Below are 22,065 nucleotides of genomic sequence, written 5' to 3' on the forward strand. Positions count from 1 at the left end.
TCACCCACCCACCGTTTGCCGTCCCCGGAACGGGGTAATTCTCACGGGTATCAGCCATTCCGCTTGTCCGGGAGCACGTCATGCTGAGCCACCACGAACGGCGCGAGCTGGAACGGATACAGGACTGGTTCGAGCACGACGACCCGAGGCTCGCCCGCGAGCTCGGCCAGGCGGGCGCCTCGGCGGCCGTAGGGCGGCGGTCCCGGCTGCTGCGCTACGGTGCGGACGCCCTCGCGGTGGTCATCGTGCTGCTGGGGGTGGTCACCCTGAACTTCGGTCTGATCTTCTTCGGCGCGGTGTGCCTGGCGGGTGCCGCGTGCCTGCACCTGACGCGCGGCGACGACGGCGTGCCCCGGCACCGGCGCCTGGAGTGAGCGCTGCTCAGCGCGCTACCGGCCCGCCGGTCCACGGCTGGCCCGTGAGCCGTTCGTACACGTCCACGTAGCGCTGCCGGGTGGCCGCCACGACGTCGTCGGGGATCGCGGGGCCGGGTGGCGTCTTGTTCCAGCCCGTCGAGGTCGCCCAGTCACGCACGTACTGCTTGTCGAACGAGTGCTGCGCCCGGCCGGGCCGCCACTCGTCGGCGGGCCAGAACCGCGACGAGTCGGACGTCAGGACCTCGTCGCCCAGCGTCAGTACGCCGTCGGTGTCCCAGCCGAACTCCAGCTTGGTGTCGGCGACGAGGATGCCCCGCTCGGCGGCGTAGGCGGCGCCCTCGCGGTACAGCCGCAGCGTGATATCCCGCAGGCGCTCGGCGGTGTCGCGGCCTTCCTGGGCCACGACGTCCTCGAACGTCATGGGCAGGTCGTTCTCGGCCTTGGTGGTCGGGGTGAAGATCGGCTCGGGTAGCGCGCTGCCCTCGACCAGCCCGTCGGGCAGGGGCACGCCGCACACGGACGAGGTGCGGCGGTACTCCGCGAGTGCCGACCCCGTGAGGTAGCCGCGCGCCACGCACTCCACCTTGATCATGGTGAGGGGGCGGCAGCGGACGGCGCGGCCCGCGAACTCGGCCGGGACGTCGGTGGCCGAGAGCAAGTGGTTCGGCACCAGGTCGCGGAAGCGCTCGAACCACCACACGGAGAGCTGGGTGAGCAGGGCGCCCTTCCCGGGCACGGGGGTGGGCAGCGGCACGTCGTAGACGGACACGCGGTCGGAGGCGACGAGCAGCAGATCGCCCCGGTCCTCGTACAGATCGCGGACCTTGCCCGCGTGCAGGTGCTTCACGGGCGTCATCGTAGTGGCCGCGCCGAGGGGGCCGGAGCGGACCGCGATCGGCTTTGTGTCGCAGATCACGTCAGCCCATTGTGGACGGACGCGGAGTGACGCGGAGCGACGCGGAACGAACGTCGGGCGACGGGTTTTCCGTTGTCGTGCCCGGAAAGCGAGGCGCCTCGGTGATCGTCACACTGTGCGCTCGGGCCGTGACGTGAAAAGTTTCCCGCCAGTAGGATCCGGAGGTCGGCTCGGGGGACCAACGTCGGCGCGCGGGCGCGGACGGATCACGTGAGGAGGCGTGCTGGGCCGTGGGAGTGCCGCAGGGAGCACCGAAGCCGGACAACCTCGGCGTCGTCCTGCCCAACATCGCCCGCATTCGGGACTACTGGCTCGACGGCGACCACCACGACGACACCGACCGCGAGATGGCCCAGCGCATCGAGTTGTGCGGGCCGCACGTTCCCTACCTCGTCCGGGCTCAGCGCGCGCTGGTCCGGCGCCAGGTCGGCTTCCTGGTCGAGCAGGGTGTGACGCAGTTTCTCGATCTCGGTTCGGGGCTGCCCACCGGCGACTACGTCCACCAGGTCGCCACGGCGGCGGATCCAGCGAGCCGGGTCGTCTACGTGGACATCGATCCCTCCATCGAGGCCGACAGCCTGGAACTGATCGCGGGGGGCGGAGAACACGGCGTTCGTGGTGGCGGACTGCCGCGACGTGCGCGGCGTGCTCGACCACCCCGACGTGAGCGCCGTACTGGACTCCTCGCGGCCGTTCGCGGTGCTGATGACCGAACTGCTGCTGCACGTGCCCGACGGTGAGGACCCCGACGGACTCGTGTCGTCCTACGTCGACGTCCTGCCGGAGGGCAGCTATCTCGCCCTGTCGCACTTCGGCGAGGACGCGCAGGTGCTGTCCGGTTTCCAGATCTTCGAGGGGCTGCGCTTCGGTCAGTTCCCCGCCGTGAGCCTGCGGTCGCGGGAGCGGGTCGAGAGCTTCTTCACCGGCCTCGACCTCGTGGAGCCCGGCGTGGTGCCGGTGCCGCTGTGGCGGCCGGAACCCGGCGACGAGGTGGTGCGCAACCCCAGCGAGGTGCGGATGTACACGGGGCTGGCCCGCGTCGGCCGCCGCGCGGACACGGCCTAGCCCGCCGCCAGCGCCACGGCGACGATCGCGACGTCGGCCGCCAGCACCACCGGCATCACGCTCCGGCGCAGCACGGTGGAGCGTGCGCGCTCTCCCGCGGCCAGCCGCCGCGCGAGCAGGACCACCGTGGCGACGAACACCAGGTGCCCGCCCGCGCCGACCAGGGCCACCACGGGTCCGGCCGGACCGCCGTACCACCACAGTCCCCACGTCAGGCAGGTCAGCCCCGCCACGAGCACGGGCAGGGCCAGGCCCAGCGCGCGCACGGCCCCGTGCCGCACGCTGGTGGTGCGCTGTCCCGCGGCGGCGTCGGCCGCGCGGTCGGGCACCGACCACCACACGACCCGGCCCGCCGCCAGCAGCGTCAGCCCCGCGTACACCAGCGCGGTGGCCGTCCCGACGGTGGGGCTCACCGCGGCGTGGGCGGTGAGGCACGGCAGGGCGACCACTCCGGCCGCGAACACCGCGGCGCCCGGCAGTCCCCGTGTCTTGAGCCGGACCGGTTCGACGTTGTACAGCACGTGGGCGGCGACCGTGCCCGCCGCCGCCACGGCGCAGAGCCAGTGCCCTGTGTGGACGGACGCGGCCACGGCCAGCGCGAACCCGAGCGCGAACTCGGCCGTGGCCAGCCGCAGCCCGGCTCGCCTGCCGAGCCGCCGGGTCGCCGAGGCCAGTGTGCCGCGTTCGGCGTGCCGCGCGTCGCTGTCGAGGTCGGCCACGGAGTTCAGCACCAGACCGGCCTCCATGAGCACCACGTTGGCCACCACCACGAGCACCGGGCCCACCGCCAGCATCCCGGCCGGGGCGGTGACGGCGAAGCACGCGCCGAAGAGGGCCTGGCACAGCGTGTTGAGCCAGAACGGGAACTCCAGCCGGTGCACGGCCGCGAGGTCGCGGGCCGTCAGTCCCGGCACGCGGTGACCCGCATTCGCAGCCGCGACGACGGCGCCATGGCGTGCCCTCGCAGCGACAGTCTCGCGGACCCCGGGTTGAGGCAGCGCCACTCGCGGCGCCGCAACACCGCGGCCACGATCACCCGCAACTCCAGCATCGCGAGCGAGGCGCCGAGGCAGCGCCGCGAACCTCCGCCGAACGGCAGGTACCGCGCGGGATCGTAACGGCGGCCCACGAACCGGTGCGGGTCGAAGCGCAGCGGATCGGCGAAGGTGTCGTCCTGGCGCTGCGCGAGGTAGATGCTCGTGGTCAGCGTGGTGCCCTCGGGCAGGTTCCGGCCGAGCAACCGGGCCGGCGCGCGCAGCCTGCGGTTCTCCGCCACCGTCACCGGCGGAGCCAGCCGCAGCGTCTCGGAGATCACCGACGTCAGCAGCGGGACGGCGGAGGCAGGCGGTGCGGCACGGCCCGCCGCGCCGGGGGCGTCCAGCTCGGCGAGTACCTCGTCCCGCAGGGCCTCGTCGCACGAGAGCCGGTACAGCGTCCACGCCGCCGCCGAGGCCGTGGTCTCGTGCCCGGCGAACAGCAGCGACACGAGCTGGTCCCGGAGCTCGCCGTCGGGCAGGTCGGCGAGCGGGCCGTCCGCCTGCCGCAGCAGTGCGGCCAGCGCCGGGGGGTCGGGACGGGATTCGGCGCGCGCCCACGACACCAGCTCCGCGTCGAGACCGGCACCGGAGCGGGGCAGCCCGCCGCGCAGGAACCGGTGGGCCAGGGTCCGGCGGCGGGAGCCCAGCGCGTCGTCGATCCAGGCCGTGAACCCGTCGAGAACTCGCTCGGTGCGGGTGTCGAGGTCGCCGAGCACGATCCGCGCGATGATCCGCAGCGCCAGCGCGCGGGTCCAGTCGGCCAGTCCCACGGTGTCTCCGGGACGCAGGGCCGACACGGCGTCCCGCACGGTGTCGGCGATCAGGCCCTCGTACGCGGACAGCCGCCGCCCGCGCAGCGGCGGACCGAGCGTCCTGCGATACGCGGTGTGGCGCTCGCCGTCCACCCACAGCAGCGAGTGCGGACCGAACAGGGGCCGCAGGCTGCGGCTGCCGGGATGGTCCAGCTCGCCGTCGGAGCGGAACAGCCACTCGACGGTCTCGGGGTCCCACACGAGCAGCTTCGGCGGGTCGGCCGCGAGGACGACGTGGCGAGCGGGCTCCGCCCGGTGGGCGTCGAGGAACGGCAGCGTGCGCAACGCCAGCCGCAACTCGGTGCGGTTCACCCGATCCCCGCGGTGGTCCTGGCGTCGGCGAGCAGGCCCGCGGTACGCGGGTCGGTGTGCGCGGCGTACAGCGCGGCGATGATCTCCGTCTGGACGATCCGGGAGGGGGTGTAGACGTCCTTGTCGTGCCACAACGGGGGATGCGGGGTGTCGTCGTCCCAGCGGTGCAGCAGCGAGGCGGCGCCCCGGGCGGCGGCCCGCGCGAGAACTTCCCCGACTTCCCCGGCCGGGTTGCCCGCCCGCAACAGCGTGCGCACCGCGTAGGCGGTCTCCTCCCTCGTGCCGAACCAGCGGCCCCAGGTGCCGGGCGCGCGTTCGCTGGTCAGCACCCAGTCCACGGCCCGGTCGACGGCGGGCCGGGCCGCCGCACCGCCGTACTGGGCGAGTGCCACGGCGCAGCAGGCCGTGGCGTAGTACGGCGAAGCGTGCCACTTGTCCGACCAGCTGCCGTCGGTGTCCTGGCGCTCGACCAGCCAGCGGCTCACGGTGGCCAGCGCGTCGGCGGCCCGGCCGCGCGGCTCCCCGGCGAGTCCCGAGCGCGCGGGCGGTGCCGCGAGGGCACTGCCGAGCGCCTGCACGACGTGGGCGTTGGCGGTGGGCGAGGCGGTGCGCTCCTCGGGGAAGCAGAAGAAGTGATCGCCCCGGTCGAACTGCCACAGGCACTCGATCGAACGCGGGCGCTCGAGCAGTGCGAGCGCGTAGAGGCCGGTGGCGGTGTCGTCGACGTCGGCGGGGAGCCCGAGTCCACCGGCCGCGCCGTCGTCCGAGAACGCGGCGTGCAGGCTCGTGACGAGCTCGTCGAGCACCGGGCGCGGCGCGGTGAGCGGTACACCGGAGTCGGCCAGTGTGGACAGTACCCAGGACCGCTCGAACAGCGTCAGCGGTGCGGCCACCGGCACTCCGCCGTCGGCGTGCCGCACCGAGAGCAGGTACTCCACCGCGGGGTGCTCGCCGCGCCGGATCGTCTCGTCCCCGAGCCAGGCCGCCGTCGCGGCGGGGGAGCAGCCGACGATGCGCTCGTCCACCGGGCGCACGAAATCCGCCCCGCTCGCGGCGGGGCCGACGATCTCCAGGGAGTGCAGCAGCTTGTCCGGCAGAGCGTGACCGTGTGCGGCGGCGCCGCGAACGGCGTCGAGCAACTCGGCGCGGGTGCCGTCGGGCAGCGGCAGTGGGCGGCGGCCGAGCCGTGCCAGGTGGACGTTCACGTCCGCCACCAGCGCGGGGACCATGATCTCCACGGCGACGGTGTCGGGCAGGGTGGTGGTGGACCGCAACCTGCGGGACAGTGCCGTCAGCCCGCGTTCGGCGCCGTGGGCGGCGCCGGGATGCGCTCCCGGTCGATCCCGCTCGGTGAGCAGGGCCTCGGTCGCGCTGAGCGTCGTGACGATGTCGTAGTCCCCGGGCCCGCCCCAGCGCCCGTCCGCCTGCTGCGTGCCGAGCAGGTAGCGCACGCGGCGGTCGTGCCCCGGAAGCGACGGCGCCAGCGTCACCAAGCGGCCCGTTTCGTAGGCACATGACTCGAACTGCCCGTTCGGGTCGGCGGCCATGTCGGTCAGCAGCGTCCGCACCGTCTCGTCCGTACGGTCCAGCCAGGACACCCGCGGCGTCATGCGCAGCACTCCGCTCGTCGACTCCGTGTTGAGTTGATCGAGTAGTCGATCGAGCACCGAACGTAGCACCGATCACGGGCGAGTGACACGATCTTGGTCCGAACGGAGCAGTGCCGGGGCGGCCGACCGCCCCGGCACCCCGAACCGTGGTCAGTCGGCGGCCGACACCCGGAACTCGTCGCTGGTCCCGGTGAAGTCGCGGACCGCTCCGGACAGTCCCTTCGCGTCACCGTGATAGCGAATCCGGTACGGACCGGGCCCGGCGTCGTCGGGCACGTCCCAGCTCACCGTCACCTCGGACGCCGACAGCCCGCGGCGGCTCCACCGCAGTGTGGTGGACCAGTCGCCGTCGTCGGCGATCCGCAGCCACTGCCCGTCGACTCGCTGCTGCACCTCCAGAAACGTGCCACCACGGTGCAACTCGTTCGAGGGATGCGCGCCCGCGAACACCGTCGTCACCCGTTCCCCGGGGAGGTAGGTGCCCCTGGGCTGGGTCAGCACGTCGCCGAACGCGCGCCCCAGCGGCGGCGTGTCGAGCACCACCCCGGGTTGCAGGCTCAGCTTCCCGCCCGGCTCGTCCGGCGGTGCGGGCCCCGACGGACCCGGTGTCCCGTCGCGCATCGCGGTGGCCAGCTCGTGCGCGGTCTGCCGGAGCGCGCCCAGCTGCCAGCGCCCGAACAGCGTCGACCCTCCCTCGTACTGCTGGGTGTCGTACTCCTCCGGGGTCGTGACGTAGTGCAGGTAGCCGTTGCTGTACCCGGCGACGAGCACGTCGCGCACCTCGGCCCCCACGGCCTCGGCCACCGTGCGCCGCAGCCGCAGGCCGGCCGCGATCGTCACCTCGCCCGGAATCGCGACCAGGTGCAGCGACCCGATGCGCACGAGCTGCACGGGCACCGTCTCGGCCACCCACGGGTAGAGCGCGTTCATCGCGCCGATCGGCACCACCACGCCCTTCGGTGCCTGGCACTGGCGCAGTTCGGGCGACGCCTCGTACAGGATGCTGTCGGAGACCAGGTCGAACAGCGGGTTGTCGCCCTCGGCGAACAGCGGGAAGGCGGGGCCGTCCTCGGTGCTGCCCGCCGCCATCGCCGCCCCGACCGCCGCGTCACAGGTGCGGTGGGTCCGGCCGTCGGTGGTGAACTCCGGGCGCACCGTGACGTCCGAGAGGTCCACGTGAACGGCCCGGGAGTCCACCCCGCCCCGTAGCGGCTCGCCCGCCCGCGAGAGCTGTGCCGACGCGGCGTCGTACTGCCGCAGGCCGATCTCCTCGGTGCGGTGGAAGTCCTCCGGGGTGGACGGTGGGCTCAGGTCGAGGTTGGGCGACATGTCGCCCGCGTTGGTCTGGGCGAAGGCCGCCACGAACCCGGGTGGCTCGCCGTCGAGATAGTCCTCGCCCTCGACCCGCCGCTCCCAGTGGTAGGCGGCATAGCCCTTGTTGTCCGAGCTGATCAGCCGGTTGTCGCCGGACATGCTGGTGTTGTGCGTGGCGAACCAGTTGATCACGCCGACCGGGCGGCCGTCCCGCTCGATCCGCAGCACCGTCGACTGCGGGTCCACCGCGTCGGGGAAGAAGGCGCGCTCGTGGTCCGGGTTGGCCTCGAACGCCTCCCGCGAGCGGTTGGCGCTCGCGGTGGTGAGTTCGCCGTGGGTCAGGCGCAGGGTGGACGGCGCGAGGTCGTCGTGCGCGTGGTGGACCGACTCCAGGACGCCGTCGGCGATGGCGTCGAACGTCCGCTCGTGGTAGCCGAGTGTGGTGAGGTTGTAGAGCAGGTGGTGCGCGTAGCCGCCGGGGCCCGCGTGGGTGTGCGTGGCGGTGATGAGCACGTTGCGCTCGTCGTAGGTGTCGCCGTAGGCGTCGGCGAGCCTGCGCAGCACCTCCTGCCGCGCGCTGGAGAAGATCATCGGGGAGTCCACGACCACCAGCAGCACCCGCTCGCCGGTGGGCCGGTCGACGATGACGAACGACCGCGCCCGCAGCCGGGTGTGCAGTCCCTCGGCCTGCTGGTCGAGCCTGCCATAGCCCATCATGCCGACCTCGGCGATCTCGCCGGTGGCATCGGCGATCCCGCGTCCCACCAGGTAGTCGCCCGCGACGGCGGGGTCGCGGTGCGGTGCGGCGGTGGCAGGGGCCGCCACCACGGTGACCGCGGCGAGCGCGGCGGCGACGCCCAGCGCGAGCAGCCGTGGCCGCCGGGTCGCTCGCCCCCTCATGACGACAGCACGTCGGCGGGCACCGTGTACCCGCGGACCCGCTGGGGGTGGTCACCGACCGGAATGCGCGTCACCTCGGTCGGATCGTCGTAGGACACCACCGAGATGTCGTCGCTGTCGCTGTTGGAGAGGAAGCAGTACCGGCCGTCCGGCGTGGTGGCCGCCCAGTACGGCTTGTCGCCGGTCTCCACGATCGCGTCGACCGTGAGCGAGGGCACCGAGAGGATCGCGGCGTAGTCCGAGATCGTGCCCGCGTTGCAGATCTTGGTGTTGTCGTTGTTCATCGCGAGGCCGTGGTGGGCGGAGTCCAGCGGATAGTCGCGCCGCTTCAGCTCCTTCGCCTCGTCCGACAGCGGCAGGTGGACCGTGCGGGTACGGCGCTGCTCGGCGAGGTCGTACTCGATCAGTCCGTTGTGGAACGACAGTTGGGCGTACATGGTGCGGTCGTCGGGCAGCACCACGAAGGGCCGGATGCCGACGCCGAAGTCGATGACCTGCTCGACCTCCAGGGTCTCCGCGTCGATCACCGTGAGTTCGCGCTTGCCCTTCAACGGGTCGAGCAGCTCGGAGTCGGGCGCGATCACGTTGCCGATCGAGGCGTTGTAGATGGTCTCGCCGTCGGCGGAGTACCGGTTCTCGTGCGGGAAGTCGCCGGTCGGCACGGCGGCGAGCACCTCGCCGGTGGCGGTGTCGAGGACGTTGAGGACGTCGGCCGTGGTGGCCGACACCAGCAGCCGCGTGCCGTCGGGGGACAGCGCCATGTGATCGGACCGGTAGCCGTCCACGCGGCGGTGCCAGCGAGCGTCGCCGGTGGCGATGTCGAACGCGGCGACGTCGCCGAGGCTGGGCCGGGAGACGTACATCGTGCGCCCGTCGGGGGAGACCATGATGTCGTCCACGAGCTGGTCGTGCCCCTCGCCCGCCGTCTCGCGGATGACCCGCATGGCGATGCGCTGGTCGAGCCGCATCTCCGCCATGCGCTCGTCGAGGTCTCCCGCGACGTCGATGCGCTGGTACTTCTCGAACGTGCGGGCGTCGATCACGTCGACGGTGCCGTCCCAGTTGTTGCCGACGAACATCACGTCGCGGGTGGGGTCGGCGTGGGCGGCCGGAGACAGTGTGAACACCAGTGCGGCTGTCGCGGCGAGGGCCGCGGATCGCCGGAATCGCTTCCGCATCGCGCTTACCTACTCCGTCGTAGATATGAATGGGATTCATGATTCTGACGACGGCAGCCGGGTGACGCAAGGGGCGAATCGGGGGACGCTCACACTCCCCAGTCGGGCCGCAACGGCATCGCCGCGTGCCCCGAGGCCGAGGTGCGCACGCCGAGGACCTGGTGCAGCTCGATGCCACGCCGCTCGAACGCGAGTCGGGAGGCCGCCATGTACAGCGCCCACACCCGCGCCCGGCGCACGCCCGCCTCGCCGACCGCCTCGGACCAGTGCGCGTCCAGGTTCGCGCACCACGCCGCCAGCGTCCGCGCGTAGTGTTCGCGCAGGTTCTCCGAGTGCCGGACCTCGAACCCGTTGTCCTGCATGGCCGAGGCGACGGTGCCCACGCCGGCCAGCTCCCCGTCGGGGAAGACGTAGCGGTCGATGAACGGGCCCGTGCGGTGCCGCTCGCGCGTCGTGGGCCGGGTGATGCAGTGATTGAGCAGCCTGCCGCCCTCCCGCAGCCGGGAGCACAGGAACCGGAAGTAGCCGGGCAGGTTGCCCGCGCCCACGTGTTCGGTGAGGCCGATGGACGACACCGCGTCGAAGCCGGACTCCGGCACGTCCCGGTAGTCGCCGTGCCGCACCTCAGCACGGTCGGCCAGCCCGCGCCGGAGCAGGTCCTCCCGCGCCCACCGTGCCTGCTCCCGCGACAGGGTCACCCCCACCGCGTGGACGCCGTAGTGCTCGGCGGCGTGCGCCACCATGCCGCCCCACCCGCAGCCGACGTCGAGCAGCCGCATCCCCGGCCGCAGCCCCAGCTTGCGGCACACGAGGTCGAACTTGTGGAACTGCGCCTGCTCCAGGCCGGCCGAGTCGGTCGGGTAGCACGCGCACGTGTAGGCCATCGACGGGCCGAGCACCAGCTCGTAGAAGCGGTTGGACACGTCGTAGTGCCGCGAGATCGCGTCGCTGTCGCGGGACCGGGAGTGGCGCAGCCCGAGCGCGGCCCTGCGCAGCCTGCCCGGAGCCTCCTCGGGCGGCGGCGGCACCCACCGCAGGTGCCGGGGGCCCAGCTCACGCACGATCGCGAGACGTTCGGCCGGGCGCAGCCCACCCGCCATGTCGGTCATGGTCCGCAACACGTCGTACAGGTGCCCGGTCACACCGAGGTGCCCGGCCACGTACGCCCGCGCCAGCCCCAGCTCGCCGGGTGCGGAGAGCAGGTAGCTCAGTGCCGACGGCGAACGCACCTCGACGCGCGACGGCGCCGTGGGATCTCCGGCCAGGCTGCCGTCGTAGGCGGTGATGGCCACGGGCGCGCTCGCGGTGAGATACCGCGCGAGCACGGTGCAGACCCCGGTCGCCGTCCGTGCTCCGGCCGGGGCGGCCCGCCGCCGGTGACCCGCGTCCGGCGCCGCCGGGCGCACCGTCGTCGTGCCGGGTGCCGACTCGCTCACCTGATTCACCCTCCTCCTTCGCCGCCGGGCGCTACCGGTCGGCGACGCACTTGTCGTAGAGGTTCAGCAGCCGGCCTCGCGGGTCGTAGCGGCTCCGCAGCCGCTCGTACGCCGCGCCGTTGTAGAGCCGCCAGAAACTCTGCTCGTCGTAGAAGGTCTCCGAGTACAGCGACTTCCGTCCGCCCAGCTCGGTGACCTTGTCCTCCACCAGCCGGTTGTGCCTGCTCCCGCCGCCCGGGTTCGGCACGGTCCCCCAGAACCCGAAGTTGACGTACAGCACGTCCGGGTCCAGTTCGTACAGCGGCCACTGCCGGTCGGGATGACGCTGCCGGACCGGGCAGATCCACACGGGACTGAGCGGGATCTCGCGGTGCAGGAAATCGAGGAACTCCGCCGCCGCGTTCACCGGGACCTCGACGTCGGAGATCACGGCCTCGTGTGGTGGCCCGCCGAGCAGGCGGCGCACGCGGTTGGACAACTGGTGCCGCCGGTCGAAGGCGACGACCTTCCAGTAGACGTCCGAGCGCAGCCTGCGCGGACCGAGCAGCAGCCGCACCGCCCGGTGCTGGACCCCGAGCGCACGGGAGCACCAGAACCAGTCGGTGTCCCAGCGCCACAGGTAGTCGCGGACGGGAAGATAGTCGATGTCGTGCTCGCGGATCGAGCGGTAGTAGACGTCGAGCCAGGTGTAGTCGCTGACCCGCGGTGCCTCGCCGGTGAACGTGCCCAGCGTCAGGTACAGCTCGTCGGGCCCGAAGACGGTGCCGTCCACGAAGTCGGCCACACCCTCGGCGCAGCTGCGTGCCAGCTCGTCGAAGTAGGCCGAGGGGTCCCGGAACCGCACGTGCCGCAACCGCACGTAGGGACGCACGGGCTCCAGCTCGACGCGCAGCCGCAGCGCGTACCCGAGTGTGCCGTAGGAGTTGGGGAACCCGAAGAACAGCGCCGCGTGCTCGTTGTCGGGGCGGGCGAGTACCACCTCACCGTCGCCGGTGAGTACCTCCAGCTCCAGCACCGACTCGTGCGGCATCCCGCTCCGGAACGACGACGACTCGATGCCCAGCCCGGTCACCGCGCCGCCCACCGTGATGGTCTTGAGCTGCGGCACCACCAACGGCATCAGACCGTGGGGCAGCGTGGCGTCGACGAGCTGCTCGTAGGTCACCATGCCCTCGACGTCGGCGGTGCGCGACACCGGATCGACCTCGAGGACGTGGGTCAGCGACGAGACGTCCAGTCCGGGCGCGGTCGTGCGCGCCCGGGGGCGGAAGAGGTTGGACGTCCGCTTCGCCAGCCGCACGGGCGCGTCGGGGGGCAGGGCGCGCAGCTGGTCGCGCAGGAGCCCGGTACGCGCGTCGTGGCCCGCCCTCGGGGTGAGCGGATGTGGATCGCGCGGCGAGTCCGGGCGCGGTGGCGACGCTGACGGCTTGTCCAGCACCATGTGTCGATGGTCGCCCTCGCCGGAGGGAGGTGCCAGGCGAGCGCGGGGCTTTCACCCCGTGCCGTCCTCGGTTGGCCCGTCCGGGTGGCTCCGCTCGCGTCCGCCGAGCCGGGCCCGGAGCCGGTCGAGTTCGGCCCGCGTGTCGGCCAGCTCGGTTTCGAGCGCGAGGATGCGCTGCGCCGACGCGAGGGTGTGACCCTCGTCGAACAGCTCCCTGAGCCTGCCCGCCCTGCCGAGCTGGTGGCGGGAGTAGCGCCGGTGTCCGCCGCTGGACCGCTCGGGCGTGACGGCTCCGGCGTTGTCGAGGCTGCGCAGGAAGGGCTGTTCCACGCCCAGCAGTTCGGCGGCCTGTCCCGTGCTGAAAGCGGGGTAGTGCTCGTCGTCGAGCTTCCGCAGGTTCATCGCGCACGCGCTCCCTGCCACGTTTCTTCCGACACCGTCGCGTCCAGTGTAACTGTGGTGGGCGGTTGACCCAATCTGCATTGATCGGTATATGTTTCTTGCGATCGACAGGCAGGTAACCGGATACGCTCAGTGGAAATGGGTGACACCGACGTGACTGTTCTGGACCAGCGGGTGCCCGAGCGGCACCGATCGACCGGCAGCGCCACACCGGGTGGCGGGCGAGACGCCGGTGCCGCGGTGCGCCGCGCCGAGGAAAGCTTCCGCAGCGCGTGTGCGGCGCTGACCCGGCAGGAGCCGGACGCGCGTGCTCTGCGCGCCGCCGTCCACGGCACCGCCCGGCTGACCCGCACGCTGGCCACGACGATCGACAGTCTCGTCGAGGCCGTGCGGTCGTCACCCCGTGCGGTGGGCGACGAGCACACGACCGACGACCTCCTCGCGGACCTGCGCGCTCTGCGCCACTGCCTCACGGCGGGCGCGGCGGTGATCGACCCGGCGCTCGACGACCTGCGCGACGCGACCGGCGGTGAGGTGGAGGCCGACTTCGCGCGCCGTTACCGCGAATGGGCCACCGCTACTCCCGCGACCGGCTCGCCGCTGTGAAGATGCGCTGACCCGGCGCCAGGACCCCGGCAGGGTCGAACCGGTGGCGGGCGGCCTCGAACCGTTCCCAGGCGTCGCCGAAGTGCGCCGTCCAGTCCACGGTGCCGTGAGGCAGGGCCCCGGACGGGTAGAGGGTGCCGCCCGCCGCCGTGGCGCGGCCGTACCACTCCGCGTGGTGTTCGAGGCGCCGCGCCAGCGCCACCGGATCGTGCGGGTCGGCGACGTCGAGCACGGCGAACAACCAGACCGTGCCCTCCCGGTCGCCGCGCGGGAGCCGCAGCAGGGGAGTCGTGATCCGCTCTGCCCGCAACGGATACAGCAGCACCAGCCCTGAGGCGCCGAGGCCCGGCAGGTCGGCCAGCGTGTGCTCGACGACCTCGGCCACCGCGTCGTCGGGCAGGAGCACGGTGAGCCACGGGTGCGGGCGGTACCAGTCGCCGCTCTCGCGCTGTGCCGCCGCGCCGGGTGCCATGCGGTCGCAGAACTCGCCGTACCCGCACTCGGCGACCTCGGCCGTCTCCGGGTCGAAGCTCAGCCCGTCGCGAACGGCGGCCTCGTGGTCCTCGTTCGCCTCCGTGGGCAGGGTGAACGTTGTGGTGGCGTCCAAGCGGAAGGACCAGCCGCCGGACGCAGCGGAGTCGTCGGGCAGCGCCCTGCCCTCGACGTGGTCGAACCGCTCGTCAGCGACCACGGTGCGCTGGTCGGCCAGGAACGCTTCGAGGTCGCGGTAGTACAGCTTGCGGCGCCGGACCCGGCCGCGCGCCCTGCCCAGGGCGAGGGTGGCGCGCGTGATCACACCGCACTGCCCCAGCCCCGCGCGGACGGCGTCGAACAGCGCCGCGTGCTCGTGGGCAGAGCAGCGCACGACCTCGCCCGCGCCCGTCACGACCTCCAGTTCCGTGACCAGGTCGGTCTGGGCGCCGTGGCGGTGGCTCGCTCCGCCGAGCCCGCCGACCGACAGCGTGCCGCCGACCGACAGGTCCAGCGAGTCGGGCAGCACCTCGGGCGTCAGCCCCCGGGCGAGAGCCGAGTCCGTCACCCGGCGCCACGTCGCCCCGCCGTCGGCGACCAGAGCCGTGCCCTGGCCGGGATGGACCCGTCTCAGCCCGCCGAGGTCGAGCACGATCCCCGCCTCGGCCTGGCTCTGCCCGAACGCCGAGTGGCCCGTGCCCCGGGGCGCGACCGCGATGCCCGCGTCGGTGGCGAACGCGAGCACGGCCGCGACGTCGGCGGTGTGCGCGGGGCGCACCACCGCCGACGGTCGCGTGTGGACGAGCCCGCCCCAGTCCCGCGCGAACCGCGCGAGCGTCGCGTCGTCGTCGGCCACGGCGCCGTCGAGGCGCGGCAGCAGGTGGGACAGCGGAGGGGCACTCGGCGGCAGCGGCACGGGCGTGACTGTAGCGAGCCGCCGTGCCGTCGCCGGCGCCGCCCGTACCGCGTACTTGACCGATTTTCACCGTGTCGTGACGGCGGGCCGGTGTGTTTTCCGTCTCCCTGCCCGGGTATATCCCAAGATCATCCACTTGCCCCCGAAAGGAGCGAGCGATGCCTCCTATCGACATCGACACCACCCCTGCCGAGGCCGTCGAGCCGGTCGACACCGTGTCCGCCGGGCTGCCCGCCGCGAGTGGAGCCGGTGCCGTCGTGATCTCCGAGGACGATGACCTCGAACCGACCATCGTGCGCGGTCGAGAGTGATGCAGGGAAGGCCACCCTCACTGCGTGAGGTGCGGCGAGGGTGGCCTTCGCTGCACCAGACACGGCGGCGGGCGGTAGGTTTCCGGCACCCGGACACCGACCGCCGCACCGCGAGGAGCCTCGATGACCGACGCCGCATCCGCCGTCCTCGACCGGCCGACCGAGGCGCAGGTCGCCGCCGCGCACGCCTACCTGGCCGAGGCCGAAGCACGGGCGGGGCACGGACCCGACGTCGGCCCGAGGCCGGTCGCGCACGTCGGGGTGGTCGGAGCGGGAACCATGGGCGCCGGGATCGCCACCGTGTTCCTCCGAGCCGGGCTCGCGGTGACGGTGGTGGAGCGTGGCGAAGCCGAGCTGGCCCTCGGCCGCGACCGCATCGCCGGTCAGCTGGACCGCGCCGTGGCGAAGGGCGCACTGGACAGGCAGGACGCCGACCGGGCGTGGGGCAACCTCACCGCGGCCACCGACCTCGGCAGTCTCGCCTCCGCGGACCTCGTGGTGGAGGCCGTCTTCGAGGACTTCGACCTCAAGGCGGGGGTGCTGACCCGCCTGGCCGGGCTCGTGCGGGAGGACGCGGTGCTGGCGTCCAACACGTCGTACCTCGACCTCGACGCGCTGGCCGCCGCCACCGGCCGGCCCGAGGACGTGGTCGGGCTGCACTTTTTCAGCCCGGCGCCGGTGATGCGGCTGGTCGAGGTGGTGCGCGGGGCCCGCACCGGCGACGACGTGCTCGCCACCGCGCTGGCGCTGGCCCGGCGTTGCGGCAAGCTCCCGGTGGTCGCGGGCGTGTGTGACGGCTTCATCGGCAACCGGCTCTACAACGCCTACCGCACGCAGTGCGAGTTCATGGTCGAGGACGGCGCCCTTCCTCAGGAGGTCGATGCCGCGCTGGAGACCTTCGGGTTCCGGATGGGGCCGTTCTCGGTGTGGGACATGTCCGGGCTGGACATCGCGGCGGCCCACCGCCGGGACACCGCGCACCGCCGCGCGCCCGGCGTGCGCGTTCCGGTGCTGCTCGACGAGCTCTGTGCCCGCGGCCGACTCGGCCGCAAGACCGGCGCGGGCTGGTACCACTACCCGGACGGCGCACGGCGGGGCCACATCGACCCCGCCGTCACCGACCTCGTGCTGTCGATCGCGGCCGAGCACGGCATCCGGCGACGGACGTTCACGGCCTCGGAGATCGTCACGCGGGTACTCGACACGCTCACCGCCGAGGCCGACGCGCTACTGGCCGAGGGCATCGCCGCCCGCGCCTCCGACATCGACGTGGTGCTCGTCAACGGCTACGGCTTTCCCCGCGACCGGGGCGGCCCGCTCCACTGGCGGCGCCAAGCCGCGGACTGACGGTCCGCGGGCCCGCGCCGTCCAACTGTCTCAGCGCTCCGGCTCCTCGTCGAACGGCGGCGCCGGACGGTCGTCGTCGGCGGGCGGCTCGGGGTCGTTCCACTCCTCGGCCCTGGTCGGCCGGTTGGCCTTCAGCATTCCCTGCATCTCGGCCTTGAGTTCCTCGTCCTCGCGAGCACTGTGGGTGTCGCTCTCGCGGTGCATGTGCGACTCCTTTCGTCGGCGGGGCTTGGCCTACCCCTGGGGCGGCGCCGCGAAACGCCGGGTTGGCGATCGCCCACGTGGGTATCCGCCGGGCGGAGACGACAGTGCCGACGCCGCGCCGTACGGAAGGCGGGAGCCATGAGCGCGCAGGGTCCCGATCCGGACCCGGACACCACACCGGGACTGGAACCGGGTGGCGGGGTCAGCCCCGGCGACACACCCCCCGACTCGGGGCAGACATTCGCCACCACGCACCGCGAACCACGCCAGTCGCGGGCGATGTCCGCGGCCTGGGTGGTGGCCGTGATCGTCACGGTGGCGCTCGTCGCGGGGTTCTTCCTCGCTTACCTGATCGTCTCGCTGGTCAACAACTAGGTCGTGACCCGACACGGCTTTCGAGGAGGTCCGTGTGCCCCATCGCATTGTGATCGTCGGAGGAGGCTATGTCGGCCTCTACACCGCGCTGCGGCTGCAGAAGGGACTGCGGCAGGGCGAGGCCGAGGTGACGGTGGTCAACCCCGAGAACTTCATGGCCTACCGGCCGCTGTTGCCGGAGGTCGCCTCCGGCACCCTCGAACCCCGGCACGCGGTGGTGCCGTTGCGCGCGGTCCTGCGGGGGACGCACTTCATCTGCGGTGCCCTGACCGGCATCGACTCCGAGCGCCGGGTCGCGACGGTGCAACTGGAGGCGGGCCCGCCGCGTGAGCTGGAGTACGACCAGCTGGTGCTGGGGCTCGGCGCGACGTCGAAGCTGTTGCCCGTGCCGGGACTCGCCGAGCGGGGCATCGGCTTCAACTCGCTCGCCGAGGCGGCCCACCTGCGTGATCACGTGCTGGGCCAGCTGGAGATCGCGGCGGCCACCACCGACCCCGAGCTGCGGCGTTGCGCACTGACGTTCGTGTTCGTGGGCGGCGGCTACACCGGTGTGGAAGCCATCGCGGAACTGCAGGACATGGCGCTCGACGTGCTGGAGGGCTATCCGGAACTCGACCGCACCGAGATGCGCTGGATTCTCGTGGAGGCGATGGACCGCATCCTCGGCACCGTCAGCGAGGACCTCGCCGACCTGGCGGCCACCGAACTCACCGCACGCGGCATCGACATCCGCACCGGCACGCTGCTGGAGTCGGCCGAGAACGGTGTCCTCCAGCTCTCGGACGGCACCAAGCTCGCGTCCGACACGCTCGTGTGGGTCGCGGGCACGCGACCGCAGAGCATCGTGGGCAGGCTCGGGCTGCCCGTCGACGAGCGCGGGAGGCTCGTGGTCGACGACACCCTCCGGGTACACGGGCGCAGCGACGTCTGGTCGGCGGGGGACTGCGCCGCGGTGCCCGACCCGGAGCAGGGCGGCACGTGCCCGCCCACCGCTCAGCACGCCGTGCGCCAGGCCCAGCAACTCGGCGACAACCTGCTGCTGACGGTGCGCGGGCAGGCCGTGAAGCCGTTCCGCTACAACAGCAGGGGCGAGTTCGTCACGCTGGGGAAGAACAAGGCGGTGGGCGAGGTGCTCGGGCGAAAGGTCAACGGCACGCTCGCGTGGACGCTGCGCCGCGCCTACTACGCCACGCAGATCCCGACGTGGAACCGCACGGTGCGCGTACTCGGCGACTGGGCCGTCGGTATGCCCTTCGGCCACGACGTCGTGGACTTCGGCTCGCGTGAGCAACCCCGGGGCGCGTTCCAGGAGGCCGCCGACCGCTGACGCCGTGTCCGCAGCCCACGTAGCCGTGTCCGCAGCTCCCGTAGCCGTGTCCGCAGCCCACGTAGCCGTGTCCGCAGGCTGGGTAGTCGTGTTCGCAGGCTGGGTAGTCGTGTTCGCAGGCTGGGTAGTCGTGTTCGCATTTCGCGTAGGGCTGCCTGACATGATCACCGGATGACGAGCCACCGACCGTCTCCACCGCTGCGGGCGGGCGAACGGGAAACGCTGCGTGCCTTCCTCGGCTACCACCGCGCCACGCTGGCGTGGAAGTGCGAAGGCCTTTCCGACGACGCCTTACGCCGTCGGTCCATGCCGCCGTCGACGTTGACGCTGCTCGGACTGGTGCGGCACCTGGCCGAGGTCGAACGAGCCTGGTTCCGTCGCGTGATCAACGGCGAGGACGTGCCACTCGTCTGGTCTGCTGGCGGGGACTACCAGGCGGCTTACGACGTCGGCGCGGCCACACGGGCCAGCGCGTTCGCCGCGTGGCAGACCGAGACCGAACACGCGAGGCGAATCGAGCGGGAAGCGGACTCGCTCGATGTCACCGGCTACCACCGGAGGTCCGGGGAGACCGTGTCGCTGCGGCTGGTGATGCTGCATCTGATTCACGAATACGCCCGCCACAACGGACACGCCGACCTGTTACGCGAGGGAGTGGACGGCACCGTCGGCGTGTGATCCGCTCCCGTGGCCGCCGATTCCGCTACACAGCCTGCGGACACGGCTACGCAGGCTGAGGACACGGCTACGCAACCTGCGGACACGGCTACGCAGGCTGAGGACACGGCTACGCAGGCTGAGGACACGGCTACTTCGGGAGGACCAGGCTCACGATCTCCGCTGTGGCCTCGCCGCGCGGGGTTCGGTAGGTGATGGTGTCGCCCTCCTGGTGGTCCGCGATGGCGTGACCGAGGGGGCTGTCGGCCGTCAGCGTCGAGGTGTCGTCCTCCGCCTCGTCGGCGACGCCGACCACGAGCATGTCCTCGGTGCTGCCGTCGTCGAAGCGCAGCGTCACCCTCGTGCCCGACGGCAGCCCGGTCTCCGGCTCGACCGTGGCGGCCCCGTGCAGCAGGTCGGTCACCTCGCTGATCCGGCGGTCGAGCCGGGAGGCCACCTCGGCGCGTTCGAGCAGGTCGGCCTGGTCGGCGCTGTCGCCGAGCGGGTCGTCACCGAGCCGGGGTGCCAGTGCGGCGCGCTGCTGGCGCAGCTGCTCCAGTTCGCGCTCCAGCCGCGCACGGGTGGCCGGGCTCAGGCCTGGGGTCGACGTCATGGCCCCATTGTCCGGCCAGTGAACCCGGCTCGCCACGTGTCCCGTCAGCGCCGGTAACCGGCCTTGCGGAGAGCATCGGCCATCGCGCCACCGGCCGGTGGTGTGCGGTCCTGACGCTGGCGGCCACCCTTGCCACTCTTGCCGCTCTGGCCCCCCTTGCCGCCAGCACCGCCCTTGCCGCCGTGACCGCCCTTGCCGTCCCGGGCCTCCCTGCCGCCGCCGCGGCCGTTGTCCGGCTTACCGCCCCCGGCCGGGACGTCGTCGTCGAGGCGCAGCGTGAGGGAGATCCGCTTGCGGGCCACGTCCACGGCCAGCACCTTGACCGTCACGACGTCGCCGGGTTTGACGACCTCGCGGGGGTCCGACACGTACCGGTGCGACAGGGCGGAGACGTGGACGAGGCCGTCCTGATGGACGCCGATGTCGACGAAGGCGCCGAACGCGGCCACGTTGGTCACCACACCCTCCAGCCGCATACCGGGTTCGAGATCGCCCAGCGTGTTCACACCCTCGGCGAAGGTCGCCGTGGCGAAGCCGGGCCGAGGGTCGCGCCCTGGCTTCTCGAGCTCGGCCAGGATGTCGGTGACGGTGGGCAGGCCGACGGCGTCGTCCACGAACCGCTCGGGCCGCAGCGCGCGCAGGGCGCGGGTGTTGCCGATCAGCTCGTGGATGCCGAGTTTCGCCTCGTCGAGGATGCGCCGCACGACGGGGTAGGACTCCGGGTGTACGGCGGAGGCGTCCAGCGGGTCGTCGCCGCCGGGGATGCGCAGGAAGCCCGCGCACTGCTCGAACGCCTTCGGCCCGAGCCGTGCGACGTCGGTGAGCGTTCGACGGCCTCGGAAGGGCCCGTTGCCGTCGCGGTGGGCCACGATGTTCTCCGCGAGGCCGGTGCCGATGCCGGAGACGCGGGCGAGCAGCGGCGCGGACGCGGTGTTGAGGTCCACCCCCACGGCGTTGACGCAGTCCTCCACGACGGCGTCGAGTGAACGCGACAGCTTCGACTCGGCCACGTCGTGCTGGTACTGGCCCACGCCGATCGACTTCGGGTCGATCTTCACCAGTTCGGCGAGCGGGTCCTGCAGGCGCCGGGCGATCGACACCGCGCCGCGCAGCGACACGTCGAGGTCGCCGAGCTCCTGCGCCGCGTACGCCGACGCGGAGTACACCGACGCGCCCGCCTCCGACACCATCACCTTGGTCAGCGACAGGTCGGGATGCTGCTTCGTGAGCTCGCCCGCCAGCTTGTCGGTCTCCCGCGAGGCGGTGCCGTTGCCGATGGCGACGAGCTCGACGCCGTGGGCGCGCGCCAGCCGTTCCAGCGTCGCGAGGGCCTGGTCCCAGCGCGCCTGCGGTTTGTGCGGGTAGATGGTGTCGGTGGCGACGACCTTGCCGGTGCCGTCGACGACGGCGACCTTGACGCCGGTGCGGTAGCCGGGGTCGAGGCCCATGGTGGGCCGGGTGCCCGCGGGTGCGGCCAGCAGCAGGTCCCGCAGGTTGGCGGCGAACACGCGCACGGCCTCGTCCTCGGCGGCCTGGCGCAGGCGCATCCGCAGGTCGATGCCCAGGTGCAGGAGGATCTTGGTGCGCCACGCCCAGCGCACGGTGTCGCGCAGCCACCGGTCGGCGGGACGGCCCTGGTCGGTGACGCCGTAGCGCTCGGCGATGCGGTCCTCGTACCCGTCGGCCTCGGTTCCCGGCTCGGCCGGTTCGGTGGTGACGTCGAGGACCTCCTCCTTCTCCCCGCGGAACAGGGCGAGGACGCGGTGCGACGGCAGCTTGGCCAGCGGCTCGGCGAAGGAGAAGTAGTCGGCGAACTTGGCGCCGTCGGTCTCCTTGCCCTCGCGGACCTTGGCGGTCAGCCAGCCGCGTGACCACATGGTCTCGCGCAGCTCCCCGATGAGGTCGGCGTCCTCGGCGAAGCGCTCGACCAGGATGGCCCGCGCCCCGGTGAGGGCGGCGGCGGCGTCGGCGACTCCCTTGTCGGCGTCGACGTACGCCTCGGCGGTGGCGGTGGGGTCCTGTCCGGGGTCGGACAGCAGTCCGTCCGCGAGCGGTTCGAGGCCAGCCTCCCGCGCGATCTGGGCCTTGGTCCGGCGCTTGGGCTTGTACGGCAGGTAGATGTCCTCCAGGCGCGCCTTCTCCTCGGCGGCCAGGATGCGGGCTTCGAGTTCACCGGTGAGCTTGCCCTGGGACCGGATCGAGTCGAGGATCACCGTGCGCCGTTCCTCGAGTTCACGCAGGTAGCGCAGGCGTTCCTCCAGGGTGCGCAGCTGGGTGTCGTCGAGCCCCCCGGTCACCTCCTTGCGGTAGCGCGCGATGAACGGCACCGTCGACCCGTCGTCCAGCAGGGTCACGGCGGAGCGGACCTGCTCGGTGCGGGCGCCGAGCTCGCCGGCGATCTTGTCGTGAAGGGACATGCTGTCAGCCACGACACGGAT

Annotated in this window: 22 protein-coding genes; 9 read left to right on the forward strand and 13 right to left on the reverse strand. The window is 72.5% G+C overall.

What is annotated here, in order from left to right:
- The first annotated feature begins 80 nt into the window (after window positions 1–80).
- Window positions 81–374 carry a DUF3040 domain-containing protein gene (locus FFT09_RS20115; protein ID WP_138383661.1) on the forward strand — a complete coding sequence of 98 codons (294 nt, stop codon included), beginning with the start codon at window positions 81–83 and terminating at the stop codon, window positions 372–374.
- A 7-nt stretch (window positions 375–381) separates the two neighbouring features.
- Here FFT09_RS20115 and FFT09_RS20120 read toward each other — a convergent pair whose 3' ends face one another.
- Window positions 382–1,233, reverse strand: a complete 852-nt coding sequence (locus tag FFT09_RS20120; RefSeq protein WP_138383717.1) for a phosphoribosylaminoimidazolesuccinocarboxamide synthase — start codon at window positions 1,231–1,233, stop codon at window positions 382–384.
- A 290-nt stretch (window positions 1,234–1,523) separates the two neighbouring features.
- Here FFT09_RS20120 and FFT09_RS23490 point away from each other — a divergent pair, with 290 nt between their 5' ends.
- Together FFT09_RS23490 and FFT09_RS23495 are read left to right on the forward strand one after the other, a co-directional pair.
- Window positions 1,524–2,033: an SAM-dependent methyltransferase gene (locus FFT09_RS23490; protein ID WP_341869020.1), complete on the forward strand. Its 510-nt coding sequence runs from the start codon at window positions 1,524–1,526 to the stop codon at window positions 2,031–2,033.
- Window positions 1,957–2,358 (forward strand): SAM-dependent methyltransferase, encoded by a 402-nt coding sequence (locus FFT09_RS23495; protein ID WP_341869021.1) that lies wholly within the window; start codon window positions 1,957–1,959, stop codon window positions 2,356–2,358. The genes FFT09_RS23490 and FFT09_RS23495 overlap by 77 nt, the downstream gene beginning before the upstream one ends.
- Here FFT09_RS23495 and FFT09_RS20130 read toward each other — a convergent pair.
- The 8 genes from FFT09_RS20130 to FFT09_RS20165 form a co-directional block, all read right to left on the reverse strand.
- On the reverse strand, window positions 2,355–3,272 hold the full coding sequence (locus FFT09_RS20130) for a UbiA family prenyltransferase (protein ID WP_138383662.1): 918 nt from the start codon (window positions 3,270–3,272) through the stop codon (window positions 2,355–2,357). The two genes, FFT09_RS23495 and FFT09_RS20130, sit on opposite strands and share 4 nt — an antisense overlap.
- The gene (locus tag FFT09_RS20135; RefSeq protein WP_138383663.1) at window positions 3,260–4,519 is read right to left on the reverse strand and encodes a cytochrome P450; all 1,260 of its coding nucleotides are present in this window, start codon (window positions 4,517–4,519) and stop codon (window positions 3,260–3,262) included. Before FFT09_RS20135 ends, FFT09_RS20130 begins: the two co-directional genes overlap by 13 nt.
- On the reverse strand, window positions 4,516–6,129 hold the full coding sequence (locus tag FFT09_RS20140) for a prenyltransferase/squalene oxidase repeat-containing protein (protein ID WP_081194557.1): 1,614 nt from the start codon (window positions 6,127–6,129) through the stop codon (window positions 4,516–4,518). Before FFT09_RS20140 ends, FFT09_RS20135 begins: the two co-directional genes overlap by 4 nt.
- Before the next feature lie 150 nt (window positions 6,130–6,279).
- Window positions 6,280–8,343 carry a neutral/alkaline ceramidase gene (locus FFT09_RS20145; RefSeq protein ID WP_138383664.1) on the reverse strand — a complete coding sequence of 688 codons (2,064 nt, stop codon included), beginning with the start codon at window positions 8,341–8,343 and terminating at the stop codon, window positions 6,280–6,282.
- The gene (locus FFT09_RS20150; protein WP_138383665.1) at window positions 8,340–9,521 is read right to left on the reverse strand and encodes a YncE family protein; all 1,182 of its coding nucleotides are present in this window, start codon (window positions 9,519–9,521) and stop codon (window positions 8,340–8,342) included. Before FFT09_RS20150 ends, FFT09_RS20145 begins: the two co-directional genes overlap by 4 nt.
- Window positions 9,522–9,610: 89 nt before the next feature.
- The gene (locus FFT09_RS20155; RefSeq protein WP_425273071.1) at window positions 9,611–10,957 is read right to left on the reverse strand and encodes a class I SAM-dependent methyltransferase; all 1,347 of its coding nucleotides are present in this window, start codon (window positions 10,955–10,957) and stop codon (window positions 9,611–9,613) included.
- 31 nt (window positions 10,958–10,988) lie between these two features.
- Window positions 10,989–12,398, reverse strand: coding sequence for an FAD-binding oxidoreductase (locus FFT09_RS20160; protein WP_081194115.1), 1,410 nt, complete (start codon window positions 12,396–12,398; stop codon window positions 10,989–10,991).
- A 51-nt stretch (window positions 12,399–12,449) separates the two neighbouring features.
- A complete protein-coding gene (locus FFT09_RS20165) occupies window positions 12,450–12,800 on the reverse strand; it encodes a MerR family transcriptional regulator (protein ID WP_024876744.1) in 351 nt (116 codons plus the stop codon).
- Between the two features lie 138 nt (window positions 12,801–12,938).
- Here FFT09_RS20165 and FFT09_RS20170 point away from each other — a divergent pair, with 138 nt between their 5' ends.
- Window positions 12,939–13,406 carry a hypothetical protein gene (locus FFT09_RS20170; RefSeq protein ID WP_244231431.1) on the forward strand — a complete coding sequence of 156 codons (468 nt, stop codon included), beginning with the start codon at window positions 12,939–12,941 and terminating at the stop codon, window positions 13,404–13,406.
- Here the strand turns inward: FFT09_RS20170 and FFT09_RS20175 are convergent.
- Entirely contained in the window at window positions 13,378–14,793 is a 1,416-nt protein-coding gene (locus tag FFT09_RS20175) for an FAD-binding protein (protein WP_244231432.1), read from the reverse strand. The genes FFT09_RS20170 and FFT09_RS20175 overlap by 29 nt on opposite strands.
- A 158-nt stretch (window positions 14,794–14,951) precedes the next feature.
- Here FFT09_RS20175 and FFT09_RS23010 point away from each other — a divergent pair, with 158 nt between their 5' ends.
- Together FFT09_RS23010 and FFT09_RS20180 are read left to right on the forward strand one after the other, a co-directional pair.
- On the forward strand, window positions 14,952–15,104 hold the full coding sequence (locus tag FFT09_RS23010; protein ID WP_167305415.1) for a hypothetical protein: 153 nt from the start codon (window positions 14,952–14,954) through the stop codon (window positions 15,102–15,104).
- Window positions 15,105–15,227: 123 nt separating this feature from the next.
- Entirely contained in the window at window positions 15,228–16,451 is a 1,224-nt protein-coding gene (locus tag FFT09_RS20180) for a 3-hydroxyacyl-CoA dehydrogenase (RefSeq protein WP_138383666.1), read from the forward strand.
- Between the two features lie 30 nt (window positions 16,452–16,481).
- Here FFT09_RS20180 and FFT09_RS23015 read toward each other — a convergent pair whose 3' ends face one another.
- Window positions 16,482–16,655, reverse strand: coding sequence for a hypothetical protein (locus tag FFT09_RS23015; protein ID WP_167305416.1), 174 nt, complete (start codon window positions 16,653–16,655; stop codon window positions 16,482–16,484).
- A gap of 138 nt (window positions 16,656–16,793) precedes the next feature.
- On the opposite strand from FFT09_RS23015, the gene FFT09_RS20185 reads away from it, so the two are divergent.
- From FFT09_RS20185 to FFT09_RS20195, 3 genes are all read left to right on the forward strand, one after another.
- Window positions 16,794–17,030 (forward strand): DUF6480 family protein, encoded by a 237-nt coding sequence (locus tag FFT09_RS20185; RefSeq protein ID WP_024876740.1) that lies wholly within the window; start codon window positions 16,794–16,796, stop codon window positions 17,028–17,030.
- A 34-nt stretch (window positions 17,031–17,064) separates the two neighbouring features.
- Window positions 17,065–18,357 (forward strand): NAD(P)/FAD-dependent oxidoreductase, encoded by a 1,293-nt coding sequence (locus FFT09_RS20190; protein ID WP_024876739.1) that lies wholly within the window; start codon window positions 17,065–17,067, stop codon window positions 18,355–18,357.
- 171 nt (window positions 18,358–18,528) lie between these two features.
- On the forward strand, window positions 18,529–19,035 hold the full coding sequence (locus tag FFT09_RS20195; protein WP_138383667.1) for a DinB family protein: 507 nt from the start codon (window positions 18,529–18,531) through the stop codon (window positions 19,033–19,035).
- Between the two features lie 130 nt (window positions 19,036–19,165).
- On the opposite strand, the gene FFT09_RS20200 is transcribed toward FFT09_RS20195, so the two are convergent.
- Both FFT09_RS20200 and FFT09_RS20205 read right to left on the reverse strand, forming a co-directional pair.
- A complete protein-coding gene (locus FFT09_RS20200) occupies window positions 19,166–19,627 on the reverse strand; it encodes a GreA/GreB family elongation factor (protein WP_024876737.1) in 462 nt (153 codons plus the stop codon).
- Between the two features lie 44 nt (window positions 19,628–19,671).
- Window positions 19,672–22,044, reverse strand: coding sequence for a Tex family protein (locus FFT09_RS20205; protein ID WP_208544480.1), 2,373 nt, complete (start codon window positions 22,042–22,044; stop codon window positions 19,672–19,674).
- Window positions 22,045–22,065 lie beyond the last annotated feature (21 nt).

It is taken from the genome of Saccharomonospora piscinae (assembly GCF_005862235.1).
GTDB lineage: Bacteria > Actinomycetota > Actinomycetes > Mycobacteriales > Pseudonocardiaceae > Saccharomonospora > Saccharomonospora piscinae.